The 16867-nt window shown below is 70.9% G+C and carries 18 protein-coding genes; 10 read left to right on the top strand and 8 right to left on the bottom strand.

All coding sequences use genetic code 11. The features are described from left to right. Positions 1-22: 22 nt before the first annotated feature. The 4 genes from ACWEN0_RS32255 to ACWEN0_RS32240 all read right to left on the bottom strand — a co-directional run bounded on the left by ACWEN0_RS32255 (position 23) and on the right by ACWEN0_RS32240 (position 4968). On the bottom strand, positions 23-787 hold the full coding sequence (locus ACWEN0_RS32255) for an ABC transporter permease (protein WP_451982133.1): 765 nt from the start codon (positions 785-787) through the stop codon (positions 23-25). Continuing rightward, complete coding sequence (locus ACWEN0_RS32250; RefSeq protein WP_451982130.1) at positions 784-1698, bottom strand: ATP-binding cassette domain-containing protein; 915 nt, start codon at positions 1696-1698, stop codon at positions 784-786. The genes ACWEN0_RS32255 and ACWEN0_RS32250 overlap by 4 nt, the downstream gene beginning before the upstream one ends. A gap of 70 nt (positions 1699-1768) precedes the next feature. Continuing rightward, positions 1769-4141: an ATP-dependent helicase HrpB gene (gene hrpB, locus ACWEN0_RS32245; RefSeq protein ID WP_451982127.1), complete on the bottom strand. Its 2373-nt coding sequence runs from the start codon at positions 4139-4141 to the stop codon at positions 1769-1771. Beyond that, positions 4138-4968, bottom strand: a complete 831-nt coding sequence (locus tag ACWEN0_RS32240; protein ID WP_451982124.1) for a glutamate ABC transporter substrate-binding protein — start codon at positions 4966-4968, stop codon at positions 4138-4140. Before ACWEN0_RS32240 ends, hrpB begins: the two co-directional genes overlap by 4 nt. A 67-nt stretch (positions 4969-5035) precedes the next feature. On the opposite strand from ACWEN0_RS32240, the gene ACWEN0_RS32235 reads away from it, so the two are divergent. From ACWEN0_RS32235 to ACWEN0_RS32210, 6 genes are all read left to right on the top strand, one after another. Next, positions 5036-5563 carry a MauE/DoxX family redox-associated membrane protein gene (locus ACWEN0_RS32235; protein ID WP_451982121.1) on the top strand — a complete coding sequence of 176 codons (528 nt, stop codon included), beginning with the start codon at positions 5036-5038 and terminating at the stop codon, positions 5561-5563. A gap of 72 nt (positions 5564-5635) precedes the next feature. Continuing rightward, positions 5636-6379: a DsbA family protein gene (locus ACWEN0_RS32230; RefSeq protein ID WP_451982118.1), complete on the top strand. Its 744-nt coding sequence runs from the start codon at positions 5636-5638 to the stop codon at positions 6377-6379. A gap of 109 nt (positions 6380-6488) precedes the next feature. Next, positions 6489-6827: a hypothetical protein gene (locus tag ACWEN0_RS32225; protein ID WP_451982115.1), complete on the top strand. Its 339-nt coding sequence runs from the start codon at positions 6489-6491 to the stop codon at positions 6825-6827. Beyond that, the gene (locus ACWEN0_RS32220; RefSeq protein WP_451982113.1) at positions 6824-7954 is read left to right on the top strand and encodes a C40 family peptidase; all 1131 of its coding nucleotides are present in this window, start codon (positions 6824-6826) and stop codon (positions 7952-7954) included. Before ACWEN0_RS32225 ends, ACWEN0_RS32220 begins: the two co-directional genes overlap by 4 nt. Before the next feature lie 3 nt (positions 7955-7957). Then, positions 7958-8338: a YbaB/EbfC family DNA-binding protein gene (locus tag ACWEN0_RS32215; protein WP_451982110.1), complete on the top strand. Its 381-nt coding sequence runs from the start codon at positions 7958-7960 to the stop codon at positions 8336-8338. Between the two features lie 5 nt (positions 8339-8343). Then, a complete protein-coding gene (locus tag ACWEN0_RS32210; RefSeq protein ID WP_451982107.1) occupies positions 8344-8838 on the top strand; it encodes a YbaB/EbfC family nucleoid-associated protein in 495 nt (164 codons plus the stop codon). Here ACWEN0_RS32210 and ACWEN0_RS32205 read toward each other — a convergent pair. Further along, a complete protein-coding gene (locus tag ACWEN0_RS32205) occupies positions 8793-9326 on the bottom strand; it encodes a mycothiol transferase (protein ID WP_451982105.1) in 534 nt (177 codons plus the stop codon). The genes ACWEN0_RS32210 and ACWEN0_RS32205 overlap by 46 nt on opposite strands. Positions 9327-9480: 154 nt before the next feature. Between ACWEN0_RS32205 and ACWEN0_RS32200 the strand changes: the two genes are divergently transcribed. Beyond that, the gene (locus ACWEN0_RS32200) at positions 9481-11307 is read left to right on the top strand and encodes a glycoside hydrolase family 3 protein (protein WP_451982102.1); all 1827 of its coding nucleotides are present in this window, start codon (positions 9481-9483) and stop codon (positions 11305-11307) included. A 29-nt stretch (positions 11308-11336) separates the two neighbouring features. Continuing rightward, positions 11337-12605 (top strand): RICIN domain-containing protein, encoded by a 1269-nt coding sequence (locus ACWEN0_RS32195; protein ID WP_451982099.1) that lies wholly within the window; start codon positions 11337-11339, stop codon positions 12603-12605. Here ACWEN0_RS32195 and ACWEN0_RS32190 read toward each other — a convergent pair. Genes ACWEN0_RS32190 through ACWEN0_RS32180 form a run of 3 tightly spaced genes read right to left on the bottom strand, consistent with a single transcriptional unit; the run spans position 12602 to position 14178 of the window. Next, positions 12602-12943, bottom strand: a complete 342-nt coding sequence (locus ACWEN0_RS32190; RefSeq protein ID WP_451982096.1) for a hypothetical protein — start codon at positions 12941-12943, stop codon at positions 12602-12604. The genes ACWEN0_RS32195 and ACWEN0_RS32190 overlap by 4 nt on opposite strands. Then, on the bottom strand, positions 12940-13251 hold the full coding sequence (locus ACWEN0_RS32185) for a hypothetical protein (RefSeq protein ID WP_451982092.1): 312 nt from the start codon (positions 13249-13251) through the stop codon (positions 12940-12942). The genes ACWEN0_RS32190 and ACWEN0_RS32185 overlap by 4 nt, the downstream gene beginning before the upstream one ends. Positions 13252-13254: 3 nt before the next feature. After that, positions 13255-14178, bottom strand: coding sequence for a PepSY-associated TM helix domain-containing protein (locus ACWEN0_RS32180; protein ID WP_451982089.1), 924 nt, complete (start codon positions 14176-14178; stop codon positions 13255-13257). Between the two features lie 131 nt (positions 14179-14309). Between ACWEN0_RS32180 and ACWEN0_RS32175 the strand changes: the two genes are divergently transcribed. Together ACWEN0_RS32175 and ACWEN0_RS32170 are read left to right on the top strand one after the other, a co-directional pair. Then, entirely contained in the window at positions 14310-15608 is a 1299-nt protein-coding gene (locus ACWEN0_RS32175) for a family 1 glycosylhydrolase (RefSeq protein WP_451982086.1), read from the top strand. Between the two features lie 71 nt (positions 15609-15679). Continuing rightward, positions 15680-16864: a lipid-transfer protein gene (locus tag ACWEN0_RS32170; RefSeq protein WP_451982083.1), complete on the top strand. Its 1185-nt coding sequence runs from the start codon at positions 15680-15682 to the stop codon at positions 16862-16864. The last annotated feature ends 3 nt before the right edge of the window (positions 16865-16867 follow it).

Raw genomic sequence — 16867 nt, 5'->3', positions numbered from 1 at the left:
TTCTCACCCACGACAGTCGCGCTCAGGCGTCCCGGCGGCGCAGCACCGCCGTGCCCACCAGCAGCGCCGCCGCGGCCCAGGCCGCGCAGATCAGCAATCCCACCCCAGGCGCGTACGGCGCCACCGACTGCGTCACCGGATTGGGATGTCCCGGCTCCACCATCGCGTTCAGCCCCGCGATGCCCGGGAAGTACGGCACCAGCTCCGTCAGCCCCAGCGACCCGACGATCAGCGGCAGCGGCACCAGCAGCACGATCACCGTCACCAGCGTCCCCGCCGCGCTGCGCAGCGCCCAGCCGACGCCCGTGCACAACACCCCCAGCAGCGCGAAGTACCCGCCCATCCCGATCGCCGTCGTGACGGCCGCCGCGGTGCTCGTCGGCAGGCCGTGGCCGTCCTTCACCGCGCCGGCCAAGGCCGTTGCGGCGCACGACAACGCCACTCCCGCGACGAACAGCACCGGCACCAGCACCGCGGCCTTCGCGAGGACCACCCGGGAGCGGACCGGTGTCCACAGCAGCGTCGAGCGGATGCCGCCGCCCGCGTATTCGCTCGTCACGAACAGCGTCGCGAGGGCGATCACCGCGAACTGGGCCAGGTAGAAGCCGCCGCCCAGGGCGATCGTGTTCGCCGCCTGCGGGTCGTCGCCGACGCGCTGGGCGATGCCGGACAGCGTGCTGTAGCCCAGCATCAGCGCCGCGCCCGCGACCAGCGACCACCACGTCGCCCGGACCGACCAGAACTTCGTCCACTCCGACGCCACCGCGCGGCCGTGCAGCACCGTCATGCCGACACCCCGTACTCCACCGAAGAAGCGGTCAGTTCCAGGTACGCCTGCTCGAGCGACGCCGTCCGCTCGGCCAGCCCGTGCACGCGGATCCCCAGCTCGTGCACCAGATCGCCGACGCGCGTGACGTCGAGGCCGTCCACCACCAGCTCGTCGGGCTCGCCGGGGTGCGTCAACGCGCCTTCGGTCCGCAGCCGGGTATCCAACGCGGCGAGCTCGGCCGGGGCCGGGACGCGCACCGAGACCGTCGTGCGGGAGTTGCCCGCGATGAACTCGGCGACCGGCGCGTCGGCCAGCAGCTTGCCCTTGCCGATGACGATCAGGTGGTCGGCCGTCAGCTGCATCTCGCTCATCAGGTGGCTGGAGACGAACACCGTGCGCCCTTCGGCCGCCAGCGAGCGCATCAGCTGGCGGACCCAGCGGACGCCGTCCGGGTCGAGGCCGTTGACCGGCTCGTCGAACATCAGCACGCCCGGGTCGCCGAGCAGCGCGCCCGCGATGCCGAGCCGCTGGCCCATGCCGAGCGAGAACTGCCCGGCCCGCTTGCCCGCGACGTCCGAAAGTCCCACGGTGGCCAGGACTTCTTCGACGCGGCTGGTCGCGATCCCGTTGCTGCGCGCCATCGCCGTGAGGTGCTTCCCGGCGCTGCGGCCGGGGTGCAGGGCCTTGGCGTCGAGCAGCGCGCCGACTTCGCGCAGCGGGTGCCGCAGTTCGGCGTACCGCTTCCCGCCGACCAGGACTTCGCCCTCCTGCGGGTGGTCGAGCCCGACGGTCATCCGCATGGTCGTCGACTTCCCGGCCCCGTTCGGCCCGAGGAACCCGGTCACCTGACCCGCCCCGACGTCGCACGTGAGCGCGTCGACCACGGTCTTTTCCCCGTAGCGCTTGGTCAATCCCCTGAGTGTGATCATGGATCGAAGTCTGCGGTTCCCGGCCGGCCCGGGGCATCGGACGACGGTCGCGGACCGCCCCCGACTTTCGTCAGGTCCGGCGCCGGGCGTGCCGGGTCGGGACGGCCGTGGCGGGGTCCTCCGGCCAGGGGTGCTTCGGGTACCGGCCGCGCAGGTCGGCGCGCACCGCCGGGTAGCCGCTGGTCCAGAACGACTCGAGGTCGGCGGTGATCGCGGCCGGGCGGCCGGCGGGGGAGAGCAGGTGCAGCACCACCGGGACGCCGGCGAGCGTGGGGGTCGCGGTCCAGCCGAAGGTCTCCTGGAGTTTCACGGCGAGCACCGGCTGGTCACCGCGGTAGTCGACGCGGATGTGCGACCCCGACGGGACTTCCAGCCGGTCCGGGGCCAGGTCGTCCAGCTTCGCCGCTTCCGGCCAGGGGAGGAGGGCCTTCAAAGCCGTGCCCGCGTCGATGTTCGCGAGATCCGCCTTGCGCCGGGCGCCGGAGAGGTCGAGCCAGCTGTCCACATCGGACAGCAGGGTGGCGTCGTCGACCGCGGGCCACGGCTCGCCGACGACGCGGTGCAGGAACGCCATCCGCTCACGCAGCCGCGTCGCGTCCTGGCTCCACTTCAGCAGGCCGAGGCCGGTCTCGCGGAGCCCGGTCACGAGGGCGTCGTGGACGTCGGCGTGCTGCAACGGCTTCGACGACAGCGTGATCGCGCCGACCTTCCGGACGCGCCGGGCGACGACGTCGCCGTCCCAGGTCACTTCGTCCACTTCGGACACCCCGGCGACGCGGACGGCGAGTTTTTCGTCGGCGGCCGCCGCGAGCCGGATGGTCCCGTGCACGCGGCCGGGGTCCCGGGTCGCCTCGGCGACGGCCAGCCACTCGGCGTCGAGCCCGCTGCCGGGCGGGAGTTCGGCCGCGGTGCCGCCGGCCATGAGGTAGACGGGCGCGCCGCCGGGACGTCGCCGCGCGAGCCGCTCGGGGTGCGCGAGCCCGACGACCAGCGCCGCATCCGGTTTCCCCTCGCCGGTGACGAGCTTCGAAAGCCGCTGGGCTTCGCGCTTCCAGCGGCGCGCCGGTTCGTCGGACGCGGACCGCAGGCGGCGCAGTTCGGCGTCGACGTCCGTCAGCGTGGCGCCGGCGTCCAGCAGCGCCACGACTTCGGCCGCGTTGCGGGCGCCGACCTCCGAGGCGCCGTCCAGCAGCGCGCGGGCCAGCCGCGGGTGCAGCCCCAGCTCCGCCATCCGGCGCCCGCGTCCGGTGACCACGCCGTCGGCGGTCGCGCCCAGCGTGGCCAGCAGCGCGCGGCCCGCCGCCAGCGCGCCCTCGCCCGGCGGGTCCCACCAGGCCAGCCCGCTCCCGTCGGGCGTCGACCAGCACGCCAGCTCCAACGCCAGCCGGGCCAGCTCGGCCGTGCGGATCTCGGGCTCGGGGTACGCGGGGAGCAGTGACTGCTTGTTCTCCGCCCAGCAGCGATACGCCCGGCCCGGCCCTTCGCGGCCCGCGCGACCGGACCGCTGCGTCGCGACCGCCGCCGAGACACGCACGGTCGCCAGGCCGGGCAGCCCGCGCCGGTGGTCGACCCGCGGGACGCGCGCCAGCCCGGAGTCGACGACCGCGCGCACGCCCGGCACGGTCAGGCTCGACTCCGCGACCGCCGTCGCCAGCACGACCCGACGCTTGTCGCGTGGCCGTATGGCGTCGTCCTGGTGCGCCGCCGAGAGCCGCCCGTGCAGCGGCAGGACGTCCACATCGGACATCCGCAGCAGCCCCGACGTCCGCGCGATCTCACCCGCGCCGGGGAGGAAGGCGAGCACGTCACCGTCCCCTGCGGACAGCGCGGTCCGAACGGCTCGCGCCACACAGGCCTCGATGCGCTCACCGCGCGCGGGCGGGACGTAGGAAAACGCGACCGGATACGTCGGCGCCGTGGCCGTGATCACCGGGGCGTCCCCCAGCAGCGTGGCCAGGCGGCCCGCGGCGACCGTCGCCGACGTCGCCAAGAGCCGCAGGTCGTCGCGCAGCCCCGCGCGGACGTCCAGGAGCAACGCCAGCAGCAGGTCCGCGTCCAGGTGGCGCTCGTGGCACTCGTCGAGCAGGACCGTCGACACGCCGGGCAGCTCGGGATCGCCCTGCACGCGCCGCACCAGCAGCCCCGACGTCACGACCTCGATGCGCGTCCGCGAAGACACCTTCCGGTCGCCGCGCACGGCATAACCGACCGTTTCGCCGACCGGTTCGCCCAGGATCGCGGCCATCCGCGCCGCCGCGGCCCGGGCGGCCAGCCGGCGAGGCTCGGCGACGACCACGCGGCCCGTTCCGGCAGCCAGCGCGAGTGGCACCAGCGTCGTCTTCCCCGTCCCGGGCGGTGCGACGAGCACCGCGGTGCCGTGCGCGTCCAGCGCCGAAAGGAGGTCCGGCAGGACGGCTCGGACGGGCAGGTCGGGCAGCTTCACTTCTCGGTGACCTCGGGCGGCGCGGGCAGCTGGTAACCGGACGGCCCGATGTTCGCGTTGAGCGAGCGCAGCCATTCCCCGGACGAGATCATCTTCCGGATCGCGTCGTCGACCGCGTTGACGCCCTGGGTGTCGCCCTTGCGCAGGCCGACGCCGTAGTTCTCCTTCGAGAACGGCTTCCCGACGACCTTCAGCAGCTCCGGGTCCCGCGCGACGTACCCGGCGAGAATCACCCCATCGGTGGTCACGGCGTCGATCTGGCCGGCGAGCAACGCCGTCACGCAGTCCGGGTAGCGCGGGTACTCGACCAGCAGCACGGCCTGGGCGAACTTGTCCTTCACCTGCTGCGCCGGCGTCGAGCCGGTGACCGAGCACAGCCGCCGCCCGTTGAGCGTCTCCGGGCCCGTGATGTCCGGTGACGTGCGCCGCACCAGCAGGTCCTGCCCGGTCGTGAAGTACGGCCCGGCGAACGACACCAGCTGCTTGCGCTTGTCGGTGATCGAGTACGTCGCGACGACCAGGTCGACCGCGCCGGAGGTGAGGTCCGTTTCGCGCGTCGCCGACGTCGTCTCACGCCACGTGATGTCCTTCGCGGCGACGCCCAGTTCCGATGCGACGAAAGTCGCGACGTCGACGTCGAAACCCACGAACCGGCCGTCGACGGTGTGCTCGGACAGCCCCGGCGCGTCGAACCGGATGCCGATGGTCAGGTGATCCGTGGCACTGGCGCGGGTCACCAGGGAGTCGGTCGGCGAGACCTTCCCCGGCCCGCACGCCGACGCCGTGACCAGCAGCAACGCCGAAGCGAGGAGCGCGCGAAACCGCATCCAGCCGCTCCCTCCGCCGCTGCCGTGCCCTCACGTGGTTCTCAGGTCCTCCCGTTAGCCTAGGTGCGTGGTGCGACCGTCCCAACCCGTACTGGACGCCGTCGGCACGCTCGCCCGGATCGGGCTGGCGGCCGTCTGGCTCGTTTCCGGTGCGCTGAAACTGGCGGATCCCGGGCAGACGTTGATCGCCGTCAAGGCTTATGACGTGCTCCCGGACGCACTCGCCAACGTGGTGGCCATCGCGCTGCCGCTCGTCGAACTCGCGCTCGGGCTGTTCCTGCTCGCGGGCCTGGTGACCCGGTGGGTCGCGGGCGCCGCGCTGGTGCTGCTCGTCGTGCTCGTCGCCGGGATCGCCCAGTCGTGGGCGCGCGGGCTGAGCATCGACTGCGGGTGCTTCGGCGGCGGCGGGCAGGTGGCGGCGGGACAGACCGAGTACCCGCAGGAGATCCTCCGCGACTCCGGTTTCGCGCTGCTGGCCGTCTGGCTGCTGGCGCGGCCGCGCACCTGGCTGTCGCTCGACGGCTGGCTGGCGCGGGGTCGCGGGAACTCCACCGAGCCCGGGCACGACTACTCGGGTATCGCGGAAGGGAACTGATACACAGTGGGTGGAGCACAGCGGACCGCGCGGAAGCGCCGGCAGGCCTCGCAGGCCGGGGGAGCCAAGGCGGTGGCCCAGGCCAGGGGCGCGAGCGGCGACAAGCGGGCGTGGACCATCGGGATCATCGCCGTGGTCGTCCTGGTCGTGCTGATCGCCGGCGGCGTGATCTGGACGATCTCGGACAAGAACAAGACCGAGGGCCAGGTGATCAACCCCGGCGCGCCCACGAGTTCGCTGACCTCGGACGTCACGCAGAAGCGCGACGGCGTCGTCGTCACCGTCGGCAAGCCGGGCGCGAAGGCCTCGATCGACGTCTACGCCGACTTCCTCTGCCCGATCTGCGGCCAGTTCGAGAAGACCTACAAGACCGACGTCGAGCAGGCGATCAACGACGGCAAGCTGCAGGTGCGCTACCACATGGTGCCGCTGCTCAACGAGCGGTCGGACCCGCCGGGCTACTCGCTGGACTCGGCGAACGCGGCGCTCGCGGCGGCCGACGCCGGCAAGTTCCTCCAGTTCCACGACGCGCTGTTCGCGAACCAGCCCGAGGAGGGCAAGCGCGGCTACGACAAGGCGCAGCTGATCGAGCTCGGCAAGAACGTCGGGATCACCGACCCGAAGTTCGCCCAGACGGTCAACGCGGGCACGTACGACGCGCAGGTCAACGCGGCCTTCCAGCAGATCGAGAAGGACCCGAAGCTGGCGCAGGACTTCGGCAACGGGCAGAGCGGGTTCGGCACGCCGACCGTGACGTCGAACGGCGCGATCGTCAACTGGCAGGACCCGGGCTGGCTCGCGAAGGTCACCGGCTGAGTCCGGCAATTCGCCCACCCGGGCACGGACCGTGGACTAGGCTGGGTCCCTGAGCAGGGGAACCGGGGGTGACGTGGGGACGTCCCACCTCCGGTGACAGGGAGGGCCAGTGGACGGTTCGCAGCAGGGGTTTCACGTCGATGACGGCGCGTACGCGCGGTATGCGCGCGAGGTCGACCCGCTCGGCGAAGACGTCAAGAGCGCGGCCGACCAGCACGTCGGCCCGCACGTGACGCTCGGCGGCCACGGCTTCTCCGAGGTGGGCGGCGAGTCCGGCTTCTCCGGCGCCTACAGCGGCCGGATGCGCGCGCTGCAGGAGAAGATGCACCGGGTCGGCGGCGGCTGGCGGCAGGTCGGCGAAGCCGCCCGGCAGACCGACCGCAACTACTCGGCCGTCGAGGCCGAGCACGGCGACGTCGTCCGCAGGCTCGGGCAGGACCTCGCGTGACCGAGCACGCCGACCTGCTCGTCCGGCACGGACTGGACACCACGAACCAGTTCGCGCAGAAGCTCCGCCACGACCCGGCCGCCATCAGCGGGGCGCGGGACGCGCACGTCGCGCTGCGGACGTCCGTGGGCCGCACCCGCGACCACGCCGCCGACCAGCGCGTGAACCTGGCCTCCGCCAGTTCGGGTTCGACGACCGACCGCGCCACCGCGACGTCGCAGAGCCTCGAGAAGGAGGTCCAGGACCTCCTCGACGAGAGCGCCGAAATCGAAAAGGCCGTCGCCGAAGCGGCCGAGACCCTGCACGTCGGCGAGATCAAGAACGACCAGGTGCGCGACCGGATCATCAAGGAGATCTCGGCGTCGATGAAGGCGCTGGCGGCGGTCAAGTCGATCCAGCCGCCGGAGAGCCGTGCCGCCGCGTCGCGCGACGTCCTGATGAAGCTGCAGGCGAAGATCAGCCAGCTCACCGGCCAGGCCGCGACCTTCACCGAGCAGACGATCAACCAGCTCACCGACATCGGCACCCGCCTCGGCGGCGGCGAGCAGTCGACGTCCACGAGCAGCGCGTCCGCCACGACGAACGTGCCGTCGTCGTTCAACAGCAACAGCGGGCACTCCGGCGGCGGCTCGGGAGGCGGCTCCGGCGGGGGAGGCGGCGGCGGTGGCGGGGGCGGCGGCACCGTGCACAAGCCGCGGCTGCCGGTCGCGATCCCGCCCCAGCCCGGCTCGGGCGTCGCGATCAACCTGCCCGGCGGCAAGCAGGTCATGGCGCCGAACGAGACCGCGGCCAAGGCCGTGCGCAACGCGCTTTCGCAGCTCGGCGTGCCGTACGTCTGGGGCGGGACGGCACGCGGCCAGGGCCTCGACTGCAGCGGCCTGACCATGACGTCCTACCAGGACGCCGGCCTGCAGCTGCCGCGCACGGCGGCCCAGCAGACGGTCGGCGCCGAGGTGCCTTCGATCGACCAGCTGCTGCCCGGTGACCTGGTCGTCTGGTCCGGGCACGTGGCCATGGTGATCGGCGACGGCCAGATGATCGAAGCCGGTGACCCGGTGCAGATCAGCAAGATCCGCACCACGAACGCGGGTCAGTCGTTCATCGGCTTCTACCGCCCGACGGGATAGAACATGGCTGAACTCGACATGGAACTGGCCGCGGCGCGGATCGCCGAGCAGGCGGATCGCGCGGGCGCGGAGGCAGGCGCGCGCTTCGCCCGTTCGGGCCCGGTGGTGGGCAAGGCGTCGTCCGCCGACGACGCCATCGAGGTGCAGGTGGCGCCGGGCGGGTTGCTCACGAGCGTGACGATCCACCGCTCGGCGTTGCGGCACGGGTCGTCCGTGGTCGCCGACCAGATCCTCGAGCTGGCGCAGCGCGCGACCCGCCGCGCGGGCGACCGGATGTACCACGCGCTGGCGCCGGTGCTCGAGCCCGGGCAGCTGGAAACCCTGGGCTACGAACCGATTCCGGACGACGACCCGGACGCCGACACCTACTCGTACGGAAGGTGAGCGCGGTGGTCACGACCCGCCAGCTGATCGCCGAAGCGCGAGCCCGCGAAGAGGCGATGGCCCGCGTCGAGGAGCTCCTCGCGTCGGCTTCCGGTACGGCGCACGACATCGACGGCCAGGTGGAGGCGACGGTCGACGCCCGCGGCAAGCTGCTGCGGCTGTGGCTGGCGCCGTCGGCGGTCAACCTCGGCGACCGCCTGGGCCCGCTGGTGGTGGAGATCGCCCAGGCGGCCATGCGCGAGGCGACGCAGGACGGCTACAACAAGGTCGCCCTGCTGCTGGGCGAGGACATGACGGCCATGATCGAGCAGATGACGGGCCTGCCGGCCCCGGCCCGTGCCGAGGACGACGACCCGGGCATGACGGTGGAGGAGTTCCAGCGGCAGCGGGCCGAGCGCCTGGGCGAGGTGCCTTCGCCTGCGCCCTCGCCGGTGAGCGTCGAGGACGAGGACGACTACTGGGCGTCCTTCGACCCGGCCTCGCTGCGCTCGGACCGCTGAGCCAGCTGAGCGGTGGAGTTGGCCCCGTCCAACGACTCCCGGATGAGGTCTGCGTGGCCTGCGTGCTGGGCCGTCTCGTGGATCAGGTGCAGCACGATCCGGCGGGCCGACCAGAACCGGGGCTCCGGGGGTGACCACGGCGTCGTCGGCAGCCGGACCGAAACGTCCAGTGACGGCAGGGAAGCGACGTACTCGTCCGTCTCGGCCGCGGCCATCGAGTAGGCCGACAGCCAGTGCGAGAGCGTCACGCTCATCGAGTACTGCGCCGTGTCCAGCATCCCCTCCGGCAGGGAGCCGTCGCCGGTGCGCAGGATCCGCAGCCACAGGCGCTCGCCCGTGGCGAGGTGGCGGATCAGGCCGCCCAGGGTCAGCTCGCTGACCGTCGTGCGCTTGGCCGCTTCGGCGTCCGAAATGTCCCGGACCGGGATCAGCAGGCGCTTCCGGACTTCGGCGAGGAGCTCGAGCAGGTCTTCGTGTTCGCGAGTCATGGCGGAACCGTAGAACCGAAATAGGTCAGTTCCTGACCGGAATCCACAATCCCGCTGAGCGGCACCCGAGTTCGGTCAGAGGTCTGGACCAACGTCGAAATGCTGTGTCTTAATTCAAGGCGTGAATTTCGGTCTCTCGACGAGGAGGACCCGGATGGGTCTCGGACGCAGGCTGGGCATCGGCGCACTCGCCGTCGGGCTGCTGCTGGCTTCGGAAATCCCCGCGCTCGCCGGGAACGGCCCGGCCTACAAGGACTCCTGGCGGCCGGTCAAGGTCCGGGTCGCCGACCTGCTGTCGCGGATGACCCTCGACGACAAGCTCGGCCAGATGATGCAGGCCGAACGCCTCGGCGTGAAGTCACCGCAAGACGTCACCACCGGGCGGCTCGGTTCGCTGCTCTCCGGCGGTAGCTCGCAGCCGACGCCGAACACCCCGGTCACCTGGGCCGACATGTACGACGGCTTCCAGAAGGCCGCCCTCGCGACGCCGCTGGGCATCCCGCTCATCTACGGCGTCGACGCCGTCCACGGGCACAACGGCCTCTACGGCGCGACCGTCTACCCGCACAACATCGGCCTCGGCGCGACGCGCGACCCGCGGCTGGTGCAGAAGATCGGCCGCGCCACCGCGGAAGAGGTCTCCGGCACCGGCATCGACTGGGACTTCGCGCCCTGCCTGTGCGTCGCCCGCAACGACCGCTGGGGCCGCACCTACGAGTCGTTCGGCGAGGTTCCGCAGCTGGCCACCGAGATGACGTCGATCATCACCGGCCTGCAGGGGACGAAGCTGGACCAGCCGGGCTCGATCATGGCCACGGCCAAGCACTACGTCGGCGACGGCGGCACGACCGGCGGCGTCAACGAAGGCAACACGGAGATCGGCGAGCAGGAGCTGCGCCAGATCCACCTGCCGCCGTTCAAGGCCGCCGTCCAGCGCGGGGTCGGCTCGGTGATGATCAGCTACAGCAGCTGGAACAGCGTCAAGATGCACGCCAACTCGTACCTGATCAACGACGTCCTCAAGAAGGAACTGGGCTTCACGGGCATCGTCGTTTCGGACTACAACGGCGTCGACAAGATCGACGGCAAGACCGGGTTCACACCCGAAGAGGTCGAAGCCTCGATCAACGCCGGCATCGACATGGTCATGGTGCCCTACGAGTGGCAGAAGTTCATCGACACGCTGCGCACGCTGGTGCAGCAGGGCCGGGTGCCGATGTCCCGGATCGACGACGCGAACAAGCGCATCCTCACCAAGAAGTTCGAACTCGGCCTGTTCGAGCACCCGCTGACCGACCGCCGGTTCCTGAGCACCATCGGCAGCGCGCAGCACCGCGACCTGGCGCGTCAGGCCGTCCGCGAATCGCAGGTGCTGCTGAAGAACGACAACCACGTGCTGCCGCTTTCCCGGCACGAGAAGATCTTCGTGGCCGGCAAGAGCGCGGACGACATCGGCAACCAGTCCGGCGGCTGGACCGTCGGCTGGCAGGGCACCAGCGGCGCGGTCATCCCCGGCACCACGATCCTGCAGGGCATCGAGAGCACGTCGTCGAAGGTGACCTACGCCAAGGACGGCACCGGGATCGACCGGAGCTACGACGTCGCCGTCGCGGTCGTGGGGGAGACGCCGTACGCGGAAAGCAAGGGCGACCGTCCACATGGGATGGGCCTGGACGCCACCGACCTCGCCACGCTGCAGAAGCTGAAGGACTCCGGCGTGCCGACCGTGGTCGTGCTGGTGTCCGGGCGGCCGCTGGACATCGCGGCGCAGCTGCCGGACTGGGCCGGGCTCGTCGAGTCCTGGCTGCCGGGCAGCGAAGGACAGGGCGTGGCCGACGTCCTCTTCGGTGACTACAACCCCACCGGCAAGCTGCCGGTGACCTGGATGCGCAGCGCCGACCAGCAGCCCATCAACGTCGGCGACGGCAAACCGGCGCTGTTCCCCTTCGGCTACGGCCTGCGCTACTCGCGCCACTGGTGACCCCCGTCCCCCACCGGAAGGAACCCGCGATGTCCCGCCGTCCCCTGATCAGAATATTGGCGTTCTTCGCCGCCTGCCTGGGCTTGAGCCTGGGCGCCCCGGCGGTCCAGGCCGCGACGCCGTTCAAGGTGCTCGCCTTCTACAGCGGCACCTACGACGCCGCGCACATCAGCTTCGAGAAGGAAGCCAACGTCTGGTTCGCCCAGCAGGCCGCCGCCAACGGCTACACCTACTCGTCGACGACCGACTGGAACCGGCTCACCTCCCTCACCAAGTCGACCGCCGACGTCGTGATGTTCTTCGACGACCAGCCGCAGTCGGCCGCGCAGTTCCAGGGCTTCCAGACCTACATGCAGAACGGCGGCGGGTTCTTCGGCTTCCACGTCACCGCGTACAACGACAGCTCGACGCCCTCGTACGCCAACTGGTTCCACAACGACTTCCTCGGCACCGGCCGGTTCACGTCGAACACGTGGGGCCCGACCCCGGAGACGCTGAAGATCGAGAACCGCACGCACCCGTCGACGGTCAACCTGCCGGCGACGATCAAGTCGTCGACGTCGGAGTGGTACGCCTGGCAGAACGACCTGCGCCAGAACCCGAACATCTCGATCCTGGCGTCGATGGACCAGTCCACCTTCCCGATCGGCACCGACCCGAACCAGACCTGGTACAGCGGGTACTACCCGATCGCGTGGACGAACAAGAACTTCAAGATGATCTACGCCAACTTCGGTCACAACGCGATGAACTACGACACGAACACCGCGCTGTCGTCGACGTTCGAGAGCGCCGACCAGAACCGGTTCGTGCTCGACGGCCTGAAGTGGCTCGGCGGCGGTTCCACCACACCGACCGACCCGGGCACGATCGACCCGTCGGCCTGGTACGCCGTGACGAGCAAGGCGTCCGGCAAGTGCGTCGACGCGCGCGCCGCGGGCAGCACCAACGGCACGGTGATCCAGCAGTACACCTGCAACGGCACCACGGCGCAGCAGTTCCGGTTCGCCCCGACCAGCGGCGGCTACGACCGGATCGACAACCGCACCAACCCGGCCGAGGTCATCGACGTCACCGACGTCTCCACGGCCGACAACGCCGGCCTGCAGCTGTGGTCCTACAGCGGCGGGAACAACCAGCAGTGGCAGCCGGTGTCGGAGGGCGGCGGGTACTACCACTTCGTCGTCCGCCACACCGGCAAGTGCCTGACCGTGCCGGGCTCGTCCACCGCGGACAGCGTCCAGCTGGTCCAGGCGACCTGCACCGGCAGCGCCGCTCAGTCGTTCAAGGTCGCCTAGCGCGCCGTCGTCCTGATCCGCACGACCAGGGCGGCGAGCGTCAGGAGGAGCACGGCCAGGAGGGCGCCCGCGGACCGCGTGGTTCCGCGGGCGCCCCACGCCGTCCCGGCGGGCAGGACCACCAGCGACGTCGCCAGGTAGGCCCAGTGCGTCGCGGGCTCCGCCGGGTGGTCGCTCACCGCACCCGTGATGGCCTGTGCCAGCAGCGCGAGTTCGATCAGCACGGCCAGTGGGCGCCACCGCGGCCAGCGGTAGCGCCCGGCTGCCGTCACGACGAGGGCCGTGAGACCGGACAGCAGGCAGACGACCGTCGTCGCGAACGCCAGCGGCTCGATCACGCGCGGTTCGCTTTGCGGCGACGGCGTTTCGTGCCCAGGCGGTAGAGCCACGTCGACACGCCCGTGAGCATCAGGGCCAGCGGCGTCAGGCCGAGCACGACCCAGGCGAGCCGCCACCACCCGTCGACCAGCCAGCCGAAGTGCGCGGCCTCGAACACCTTGCTGTAGAACCGGTTCGCCGCCGGCTCCGCCTTGGCGTCCACAGAGGACACGTGCGTGGCGTCGTGGCTGTCGACGTACACCGTGCGGTCGCCGCCGAAGAACGCGCGGGCGCCGTAGGGCCGGTAGCCGTCGTCGGCGATCGACACCGTTTAGTAGTCCGTGCCTTCGGCCGGCGGGACGAGGTAGCGGACGGTCCCGGGCGACGCGGCCAGCGCGGCGGCCGACGCCTGGTCGATCCCGATCACGGGCGTGCCGGGCGCGGCCGGGTTCGCCGTGAAGCTGTACTTCGCCTCATCGGGCGCCGAGCCGCCGGTGAGCGCCAGCCACGCGTTTTCCACCGGCGGCAGGTAGAACGCGGCGCCCGTGACGCCCCACATCAGCACGAACGGCACCGAGACGATGCCGATCACGTTGTGCAGGTCGTAGTCGCGCGCGAAGCGGCCCTTGCCGAGCCGCACGCGGAAGCCGTGCGAGAACCTCTTGACCCCGGGCCACCACACGACGATCCCGGTGATCGCCAGCAGGACCATCAACAGCCCGAGCACCACCAGGACCGCCTCGCCCCAGTTCGCCTCGGGCAGCGGTGACGGGGCGGCGAGCCAGGAGACGTAGCCCGGGTCGGTCGCGCAGGTGAAGGCGCAGTCGTGCAGGTTGGTCAGCCAGCCCATGACGCCGTCGGCGAGCTTCTGCGGGCCGGTGATCCGCCCGCTGCCGGGGTCGACCGCGTATGCCTCGGTGTAGCCGGTGTCGCCGACCGCGATGATGCCGCCGTCGTTGCTCACCCAGGCCGCGGAGAACTCCGGGTGGGCCTGCTTGACGAGGTCGCGGGCCTGCTGCAGCCCGATCGGGTGGGTGCTCTCGGTGTGCGCGTAGAAGTCCGCGTGCGTCGCGCGGAAGTACTCGGCGCGGTAGAGCAGGACCACTCCGGCGGTGGTCTCGAGGACCAGCAGCAGCCCGAGCACCAGCGACGTCCACCGGTGCGTCACGACCAAGGCGCGGCGCACCGGTTTCCGGCGCCGCCGCCGGGGTTTCGGCGGATCGGCGCTGGTCAGCGCGGGTGCTTCGGCGGTCATGGCGGTCCCCCCACTCGGTCAAGATCGAAGTGAGGTTAGCCTTGCTTAACAAAAATGTCTTCCGTCCATCGGGGGATGTGCGGCGGGTCACCGCACCCCTAACATGAAGTTCCTTCATGAATGGGGGTGCCATGCGGCGCGGTGCGGTCTTCGTGGTCTGGGCGCTCCTCGCGGGTCTGGTGACCCCGGCGGCGGCCGCCGTCCAGCCGTTCTTCTGGGGCGTCGCGACGTCCGGCTACCAGTCGGAGGGCTCGGCGCCCGACAGCAACTGGCGCCGCTACGAACAGGCGAAGACGGCGTCGATCAAGGAGCCCTACCGCGACGCCGTCGACTTCCGGCACCACTACGCCGAGGACATCGACCGCGCGAAGCAGCTTGGCGTGAACGTGTTCCGGTTCAGTGTCGAGTGGGCCCGGATCGAGCCCCGGCCCGGTCAGGTGGACCAGGCCGAGCTGGCGTACTACGACGACGTCGTCCGGCACGTCGTGGACGCGGGCATGCGGCCGATGATCACCCTCGACCACTGGGTCTACCCGGGCTGGGTCGCCGACCAGGGCGGCTGGGACAGCGACCGCACGGTGGACGCCTGGCTCGCCAACGCCCGCCGCGTCGTCGAGCGCTACAAGGGCCTCGGCGCGATCTGGATCACGATCAACGAGCCGACCGTCTACCTGCAGAACGAGACCACCAACGGCGGGCTCGCCGGCTGGAAGCTGCCGTGGGCGCAGGCGCGGCTGGTGACGGTGCACCGCGCGGCCTACGACCTGATCCACCAGCTGGACCCGGGTGCGCTCGTGTCCAGCAACACCGCGTACATCCCGGCTGTCCAGGGCGTGCTCGACGCGTCGTTCCTCGACCGCGTGCGCGACAAGCTCGACTTCGCCGGCCTGGACTACTACTACGGCGCGAGCCTCGACAACCTCAGCGCGATCCACGCGGCCAGTGGCGAGTTCTGGAAGGTGACGCCGCAGCCGGACGGCATCTACTACGCGCTGCGGTACTACGCGCGGAAGTTCCCGAACCTGCCGCTGTACGTCGTCGAGAACGGCATGCCGACCGACAACGGCAACGCGCGGCCGGACGGCTACACGCGCTCGGACCACCTGCGCGACCACATCTACTGGGTGCAGCGCGCGAAGGCCGACGGCATGAACGTCATCGGCTACAACTACTGGAGTCTCACCGACAACTACGAGTGGGGCAGCTATCAGCCGCGGTTCGGACTGTACACAGTGGATGCCGCGACCGATCCGGCGCTGACGCGGCGGCCGACCGATGCCGTCGCGACGTACCGGCAGCTGATCGACGGCCACGGCGTCCCGGCGGGGTACACGCCGGTGCGGCCACCGGGCTTCTGCTCGGTCGTCGACGGCCTCGGCAGTTGCCTCGACCCGGCGCGCTACCCGGGTCCGGTGGCTCCGCTGGGCTGATTTTCCGCCGTTGACCTGCGGGTCAGCGGTCCGGTCTTGATAAATACATGCCGGTCTGTATGTTTGTTGCCATGACGAACAAGGTGTACGTCGTCGGCGTCGGGATGACGAAGTTCGAGAAGCCGGGCCGGCGTGCGGACTGGGACTACCCGCAGATGGCCCGCGAGTCCGGGACCAGGGCCCTGGCCGACGCCGGGGTCGCCTACGACGCCGTCCAGCAGGCCTACGTCGGCTACGTCTACGGCGAGTCGACGTCCGGCCAGCGCGCGGTCTACGAGCTGGGGATGACCGGGATCCCGGTGGTCAACGTCAACAACAACTGCTCGACCGGCTCGACCGCGCTGTACCTCGCCGCCGAGGCGGTCCGCGGCGGCCGCGCGGACTGCGTGCTGGCGCTGGGCTTCGAGAAGATGAAGCCGGGCTCACTCGGGTCGACGTTCGACGACCGCGAACAGCCCATGGGCAACCACATGCAGGCGCTCGCCGAGATCTCGGAGGTGCTGTTCCCGCCCGCGCCGTGGATGTTCGGCGCTGCCGGGCGTGAGCACATGAAGCAGTACGGGACGACCGCCGAGCACTTCGCGAAGATCGGCGAGAAGAACCACCGGCACTCGGTGAACAACCCGTACGCGCAGTTCCAGGACGTCTACTCGCTCGAGGACGTCCTGGCGTCGCGGATGATCTACGACCCGTTGACCAAGTTGCAGTGCTCGCCGACGTCGGACGGCTCCGGCGCGGCGATCCTCGCGAGCGAGTCCTTTGTGGAGTCCCACGACCTGGCGGGGCGCGCGGTCGAGATCGTCGGCCAGGCCATGACCACCGACTTCCGCAGCACGTTCGACGGCAGCGCCAAGAACATCGTCGGCTACGACATGACCCGGCAGGCCGCCCGCCAGGTGTACGACCAGGCCGAGCTCGGGCCGGCGGACTTCCAGGTCGTCGAGCTGCACGACTGCTTCTCCGCCAACGAGCTGCTGACGTACGAAGCGCTCGGCCTCTGCGAAGAAGGCGAAGGCGGGGCGCTCGTCGACGCCGGCGACACCACGTACGGCGGTCGATGGGTCGTCAACCCGTCCGGCGGCCTCATCTCGAAGGGCCATCCGCTCGGCGCGACCGGGCTCGCCCAGTGCGCCGAACTGACGTGGCAGCTGCGCGGCGACGCCGAAAAGCGGCAGGTCGAGCACGTCCAGGCCGCGTTGCAGCACAACATCGGACTCGGTGGCGCCGCCGTCGTCACCGCCTACCAGCGAGCTTAGGAG

It is taken from the genome of Amycolatopsis sp. NPDC004378 (assembly GCF_053602455.1).
Note: the sequence above shows the minus strand (reverse complement) of the source record. Positions and strands in the feature narration are given on the sequence as shown.

Excerpts from the sequence above, each read along its gene's own strand:
- ACWEN0_RS32200 (WP_451982102.1), top strand. The coding sequence starts at position 9,481 with ATGGGTCTCGGACGCAGGCTGGGCATCGGCGCACTCGCCGTCGGGCTG.
- ACWEN0_RS32180 (WP_451982089.1), bottom strand. The coding sequence starts at position 14,178 with ATGACCGCCGAAGCACCCGCGCTGACCAGCGCCGATCCGCCGAAACCC.
- ACWEN0_RS32255 (WP_451982133.1), bottom strand. The coding sequence starts at position 787 with ATGACGGTGCTGCACGGCCGCGCGGTGGCGTCGGAGTGGACGAAGTTC.
- ACWEN0_RS32170 (WP_451982083.1), top strand. The coding sequence starts at position 15,680 with ATGACGAACAAGGTGTACGTCGTCGGCGTCGGGATGACGAAGTTCGAG.
- ACWEN0_RS32205 (WP_451982105.1), bottom strand. The coding sequence starts at position 9,326 with ATGACTCGCGAACACGAAGACCTGCTCGAGCTCCTCGCCGAAGTCCGG.
- ACWEN0_RS32250 (WP_451982130.1), bottom strand. The coding sequence starts at position 1,698 with ATGATCACACTCAGGGGATTGACCAAGCGCTACGGGGAAAAGACCGTG.
- ACWEN0_RS32195 (WP_451982099.1), top strand. The coding sequence starts at position 11,337 with ATGTCCCGCCGTCCCCTGATCAGAATATTGGCGTTCTTCGCCGCCTGC.
- ACWEN0_RS32175 (WP_451982086.1), top strand. The coding sequence starts at position 14,310 with ATGCGGCGCGGTGCGGTCTTCGTGGTCTGGGCGCTCCTCGCGGGTCTG.
- ACWEN0_RS32215 (WP_451982110.1), top strand. The coding sequence starts at position 7,958 with ATGGCTGAACTCGACATGGAACTGGCCGCGGCGCGGATCGCCGAGCAG.
- ACWEN0_RS32240 (WP_451982124.1), bottom strand. The coding sequence starts at position 4,968 with ATGCGGTTTCGCGCGCTCCTCGCTTCGGCGTTGCTGCTGGTCACGGCG.